This window comes from Ruegeria sp. YKSD163 (assembly GCF_059612905.1).
This window is the reverse complement of sequence record NZ_JBXWRM010000018.1, coordinates 74,744-80,888: the sequence shown is the minus strand read 5'-3', so window position 1 is coordinate 80,888 and position 6,145 is coordinate 74,744. Positions and strand designations below refer to the sequence as shown.

Annotated in this window: 6 protein-coding genes; 3 read left to right on the top strand and 3 right to left on the bottom strand. The window is 62.5% G+C overall.

The window, feature by feature from the left end:
* The 3 genes from tuf to AC2FNA_RS19690 all read right to left on the bottom strand — a co-directional run.
* Positions 1-942, bottom strand: a 942-nt coding sequence (gene tuf, locus AC2FNA_RS19700) for an elongation factor Tu (protein WP_496829456.1), incomplete at its 3' end; no start/stop codon positions are given.
* Between the two features lie 107 nt (positions 943-1,049).
* Positions 1,050-1,649, bottom strand: a complete 600-nt coding sequence (locus AC2FNA_RS19695; protein ID WP_496829454.1) for a hypothetical protein — start codon at positions 1,647-1,649, stop codon at positions 1,050-1,052.
* A 100-nt stretch (positions 1,650-1,749) separates the two neighbouring features.
* Positions 1,750-4,098 carry a DNA topoisomerase IV subunit A gene (locus AC2FNA_RS19690; protein ID WP_496829452.1) on the bottom strand — a complete coding sequence of 783 codons (2,349 nt, stop codon included), beginning with the start codon at positions 4,096-4,098 and terminating at the stop codon, positions 1,750-1,752.
* A gap of 214 nt (positions 4,099-4,312) precedes the next feature.
* Between AC2FNA_RS19690 and AC2FNA_RS19685 the strand changes: the two genes are divergently transcribed.
* The 3 genes from AC2FNA_RS19685 to AC2FNA_RS19675 all read left to right on the top strand — a co-directional run bounded on the left by AC2FNA_RS19685 (position 4,313) and on the right by AC2FNA_RS19675 (position 6,142).
* On the top strand, positions 4,313-4,960 hold the full coding sequence (locus AC2FNA_RS19685) for an SH3 domain-containing protein (protein ID WP_496829450.1): 648 nt from the start codon (positions 4,313-4,315) through the stop codon (positions 4,958-4,960).
* A gap of 75 nt (positions 4,961-5,035) precedes the next feature.
* On the top strand, positions 5,036-5,863 hold the full coding sequence (locus AC2FNA_RS19680; protein ID WP_496829448.1) for an SDR family NAD(P)-dependent oxidoreductase: 828 nt from the start codon (positions 5,036-5,038) through the stop codon (positions 5,861-5,863).
* A 78-nt stretch (positions 5,864-5,941) separates the two neighbouring features.
* On the top strand, positions 5,942-6,142 hold the full coding sequence (locus tag AC2FNA_RS19675; protein ID WP_234140789.1) for a twin transmembrane helix small protein: 201 nt from the start codon (positions 5,942-5,944) through the stop codon (positions 6,140-6,142).
* The last annotated feature ends 3 nt before the right edge of the window (positions 6,143-6,145 follow it).

Below are 6,145 nucleotides of genomic sequence, written 5' to 3'. Positions count from 1 at the left end.
GCCCTCTTCCTTGGTCAGGATATAGGCCTCGGCTTCGAACTTGGTGTGCGGGGTCACCGAACCCGGCTTGCACAGCACCTGGCCGCGCTCGACCTTCTCGCGGTCGATACCGCGCAGCAGCGCGCCGATGTTGTCGCCGGCTTCACCGCGATCCAGCAGCTTGCGGAACATTTCCACACCGGTACAGGTGGTGGTCTGGGTGTCCTTGATGCCCACGATCTCGATCGAGTCGCCGACATTGATCACGCCACGTTCCACACGACCGGTCACCACGGTGCCGCGGCCCGAGATCGAGAACACGTCTTCGATCGGCATCAGGAAGGGCTGGTCGACAGCGCGTTCCGGGGTCGGGATATACTCGTCAACCGCGGCCAGCAGTTCACGGATCTTGTTCTCGCCGATTTCCGGATCACGGCCTTCCATCGCGGCCAGGGCCGAGCCCGCAACGATCGGAATATCGTCGCCGGGGAAGTCGTACGAGCTCAGCAGCTCGCGGATTTCCATTTCCACCAGCTCCAGCAGTTCCTCGTCATCGACCTGGTCGACCTTGTTCATGAACACGACCAGAGCGGGCACGCCAACCTGACGGGCCAGCAGGATGTGCTCGCGGGTCTGCGGCATCGGGCCGTCAGCGGCGTTCACAACCAGGATCGCGCCGTCCATCTGCGCCGCACCGGTGATCATGTTCTTCACATAGTCGGCGTGGCCGGGGCAGTCGACGTGGGCGTAGTGACGCGCCTCGGTCTCGTATTCCACGTGGGCGGTCGAGATGGTGATCCCGCGTGCTTTCTCCTCCGGCGCGCCGTCGATCTGGTCATACGCCTTGAAGTCGCCGAAATACTTGGTGATCGCTGCGGTCAGCGTCGTCTTGCCGTGGTCAACGTGGCCGATCGTGCCAATGTTGACGTGCGGTTTATTACGCTCAAACTTTTCCTTTGCCATTCCTCAGGCGCCCTTTTGCGGTTTGGGGGACCCTTCGTCCCGGTTTCCTACTGCGCGCGCGGGATATTTGGTTCACACGAGAAAATCAAGCCAATCCTGACCAATTGTCAGCCATCGAGCGGTTTGAGTAGCCCGGATGCTGCGTCAGAGGTGGGCGCGGCCTCTGGCCGCGCGTTGAACCACCCGTTTTCCTTTTGCATCTGAACAAGCCAGTCCTCAATCTCGCCAACTGCATTGCGCGAGAGCCCCATCAGCTGTTCTTCCTTCGTGCGTGAGTTGCCCGACCCCATCAGCCAGGATTCCCCGGTGGTGGCCTCGAACACGGTGAATTGTTCCACCTCGGGGTTCAGCTTGGTCTGTCCCGCATCATCCCAGACGGTGACATTGATGATCAGCGCCGACTTCGGGCTGTAGATCACCGGCACGCCCGGCGGCGCCAGCATGTAACCTTCGACACTGATGCCCAGGTGATAGAACTGGTCCCCCTGATAACGCGAGAATCGTTCGCCAACCGCCGTCTTGAGCGCGGTTTCCCATTCCTCGGCGGTGGCATCGCGCGAGATCGGGCCTTTTTGCGCCTTGGACGCGACCACCACATTGTGTCCCAACTTGAAGGCGCCCAGATCCTCGAGCGGCTCGTCGGGCGTTGCAGCAGTACAGGCGGCCAGCAGGGCAAGCCCGGTCAGCAAGGTAAGAACTCGGATCATGATCGCATCTCGGCACACGTTGGGTTGGGGCGGATGTAGCGCACCGATGCGGCCCGTGCCAAGCCGCATCGGCAGGAAATGGCAAAGCGCGGCGGAAGTGTCACTTGAACTTGTAGCTGCGCGGGAAGCCGTAGGGTGGGCGCTTGCCGACGCTGGCGCGCTTGGCCAGCCATTGGCTCAGGTCGGTTTCGTGGCGGGTCTTGTCGCCACCCATCGACCATTTCAACCCCTCGGCCCAGGCAAATGTCGTCACATCGCTCAGCCCGCCATCCAGTTCCAGCGCCCCCTGCTTGCCGCGCGCCATGTTGTACTTCTGCAGGCGCACGCCCTTGCCCCTGCCCATTTCGGGCATCTCTTCCAGCGGGAAGACCAGGAACTTGCCGTTCTGCGACACCACCGCCACGTGATCACCGGCGACAGGCACACAGATCAGCGCGCGTTCTTCATCGCGCACGTTCAGCACCTGCTTGCCGGTGCGGGTCTGGGCCACCACCTCGGTTTCGGGCACGACAAAACCGTTGCCCGCGGTCGAGGCGACCAGCAGCTTGCGCTCGGGCTGGTGGATCAGGATATCGACGATCTCGGCCTCGTTGGGCAGATCGACCATCAGGCGCAGCGGTTCACCCATGCCGCGCCCACCGGGAAGGTTGGCGGCGCCGATGGTGTAAAACCGCCCGTTCGAGGCAAAGATCAGCAGCTTGTCGGTGGTTTCCGCGTGGAAGATGAAGCGCGGCCCGTCGCCATCCTTGAACTTCAGCTCGCGGGTTAGGTCGATATGGCCGGTCATGGCGCGGATCCAGCCCATCTGCGAGCAGACCACAGTGATCGGCTCGCGCTCGATCATCGCCTCCAGCGGCACCTCTTCTACCTCGCCCGCCTCGGCAAAGCGGGTGCGGCGGGCGCCGCCGGGATAGTCCTTGCCAAAGGTCTTCTTGGTCTCTTTGAGCTGATCGGATATGCGCGCCCATTGCAGGGCGGGGTCGGCCAGCAGATCCTCAAGTGCGGCACGCTCCTCCATCAGGGCGTCGCGCTCGCGGATCAGCTCCATCTCTTCCAGTCGGCGCAGGCTGCGCAGGCGCATGTTCAGGATCGCCTCGGCCTGAACCTCGCTCAGCTCACCCTCGCCCGGCGCGGGAGAGACATAATCCGCCTCGTTCAGCGCACGGGGGTGGTCGATGCCCCATTCCTCGCGCATCAGCGCGGCCTTGGGATCCTCATCGTAACGGATGATGTCGATCACCCGATCGAGATTGAGGAAGGCGATGATGAAACCTTCGAGCACCTCGAGCCGGTGGTCGATCTTGCCCAGCCGGTGACGCGAGCGGCGCAAGAGCACCTCTTGCCGGTGGTCGAGGAAGGCGCGCAGCACCTCTTTCATCGAGCAGACCTTGGGCGTGACCCCGTCGATCAGCACGTTCATGTTCAGGCTGAACCGCACCTCGAGATCCGAGTTGCGATAGAGCATGCCCATCAGCACCTCAGGGTCGACGTTCTTGGTGCGCGGCTCCAGCACCACCCGGATATCGTCGGCGCTCTCATCGCGCACATCGGCGAGGATCGGCACCTTCTTGGTCTGGATGACCTCGGCCAGTTTCTCGATCAGCTTCGATTTCTGGACCTGATAAGGGATTTCGGTGACCACGATCTGCCACTGGCCACGGCCCAGATCCTCGACCTCGTATTTGCAGCGCAACCGGAAGGAACCGCGCCCGGTGCGATAGGCCTGGGCGATGCTCTCGGCCGGTTCGACGATGATGCCGCCGGTGGGGAAATCGGGACCGGGCACATAGTTCAACAGCGTGTCGTCGCGCGCATCGGGCGTCTTGATCAGATGCAGGCAGGCGTCGCACAGCTCGGCGATGTTATGGGGCGGGATGTTGGTGGCCATGCCCACCGCGATGCCGCTGCTGCCATTGGCCAGCAGGTTCGGGAACTGCGCGGGCAGCACCACCGGTTCGGTGAGCGTGCCGTCATAGTTGTCGCGGAAATCGACGGCGTCCTCGTTCAGACCATCCAGCAACGCCTCGGCGACGATGGTCATCCGCGCTTCGGTGTATCGGCTGGCGGCCGGGTTGTCGCCGTCGATATTGCCGAAATTCCCCTGACCGTCGACCAGCGGGTAACGAACGTTGAAATCCTGCGCCAGACGCGCCATCGCGTCATAGATCGCGGCATCCCCATGCGGGTGATAGTTGCCCATCACGTCGCCCGAGATCTTGGCCGACTTGCGGAACCCGCCCCCGGAACTGAGTCGCAGTTCGCGCATGGCGTAAAGAATCCGGCGGTGCACCGGTTTCAGCCCGTCGCGTGCATCGGGCAGCGCCCGGTGCATGATCGTGCTTAGCGCATAGGTCAGATACCGCTCGCCAATGGCGCGGCGCAGCGGTTCGGACACCTGCTGCCCACCGCCGTCTTGCTTCATGTTGGGGTCGTCGATCGTATCGCTCATAGATGATGTGATACGCGCTCTGCTGTTTCTGGTAAAGCGACAGGCGGCGATTTTGCTGGGGACAACTTGCCGGACATCGACAATACCGGGGAAAACAATCCGTCTTTACCCCATTTTTGGACTCCATTTACGGGATATGCTAAGATTTGAGCGGTCAGTCTGCGGCCCGTTTCAATCAGTCGATTTTCATTTCCTGCGTTCACGGGAGGCGCGCATGCGCTTTGTCATCATCTCTTTCGCCGTTCTGGGCTTTGCCTTCTGGGAATTGAGTGGCGGCGCCGATTTCGAGCCGCGCGGCATGCGCCCGGCCAAGCCCGAGCGGGTCGCGGCCAAGACGGTGGAAAAGGCCGAACCCCTGGTTCAGGTCGAACCCGCAAAGCTGGTGGCCAAGGTGTCGCTGACGCCCTACACGCCCGAACCGGCGCCGGTCGAAAAGGCGATACTGACCTCGGAAGAGCAAATGGAACGGCTGGCCCGCGCCCGCGCCAGCCTGAGCAAGGGGCTGACCCTGTTCGACGATGACACCGAGACGGGGACGTTGACACTTGCCTCGCTCTCAGGCGGATTGAGAGCGCTCGAGGTCGAGCCCGGCGAACCCGAGCCCGAAACCGCCCCAGCAAGCTCCACCACCGAAACGCAGCCTTATGACCGCTCTGCGCCCGATCTGCGCGAGATCACCGGATCAAGGGTCAACATGCGCGATGGGCCGGGCACGATCTATCCGGTCATCAGCCGATTAACCGTCGGTCATAAGGTTGAGGTTCTGGACGATTCGGGTACCGGCTGGCTGCGCCTGCGCGTGCTGCCCGAGCAACAGATCGGCTGGATCGCCGCATCGCTGGTCAGCAAAAAGCCCAACTGAGGCCACCGGCCCATTGCCCAGCCCCACCCGCCGCCCTAGCAATAGGCAGCAATCGGGACGGTTCTGGAATTTCTCATGGCAAAGACAATCCTCATAACCGGCTGTTCGTCGGGCATCGGACTTGCCGCCGCCCAGGGTATGCGGGCGCGGGGCTGGCACGTCTTCGCGTCCTGCCGGAAGCAGCGCGATTGCGACCGGCTGCGCGCGATGGGCTTTGACAGCCCCCGTATCGACTATGACGACGCGGCCTCGATCGCTTCGGGATTGGCCGAGGTGCTGGAAGCCACCGGCGGTACACTTGACGCGCTTTTCAACAATGGCGCCTTCGGCATGCCCGGCGCGGTCGAGGATGTACCGACCGAAGCGCTGCGGGCCATTTTCGAGACCAATTTCTTTGGCTGGCACGAACTGACGCGGCGGGTGATCCCGGTGATGCGCGCCCAGGGCCATGGCCGGATCGTGCAATGCTCGTCCGTTCTTGGACTGGTCGCCTTTCCCTGGCGCGGCGCCTATGTGGCGACGAAATATGCGTTGGAAGGGTTGAGCGACACGCTGCGCCTGGAACTGAAGGGCACCGGTATTCACATCGTGCTGATCGAGCCGGGTCCGATCACTTCGAAACTGCGCGAAAAGGCGATCCCGCATTTCGAACGTCATATCGACTGGCAAGGGTCAGCCCTGCGCGCCAAATACGAGGGCAGCCTGCTGAAACGGCTCTACGAAGATCGCGGACCGGACCGTTTTGAACTGCCGCCCGCGGCAGTGACCGCCAAGCTGATCCGCGCGGTCGAAGCGCGGCGACCGGCCCCGCGATACTATGTCACCACCCCCACCTATATCGCCGGAATCCTGCGCCGAATCCTGCCCACTCGCCTGAGCGACCGCATACTCGGCAGCATCTGATAGCAAAAACCGGTTCGCTTTTTGCGACCGGACCGCTAGATCAGGCGCGACACAGGGATTGGGAAAGCGAGGCTCTGCATGGATCTGTTGATGATCGTGATGTTGATGGCGATGGGCGCCGTCGTCATCGTGCTGATGATCGGGCTTGGTGGTTTCGCCAAGGGCGGGACCTTCAACGCCAAATACGGCAACAAGATGATGCGGCTGCGCCTCTTGTTTCAATTCATCGCGGTGGTGCTGATCCTGCTTTATGTCTATCTGCGCGGACAAGGAAGCTGAGCC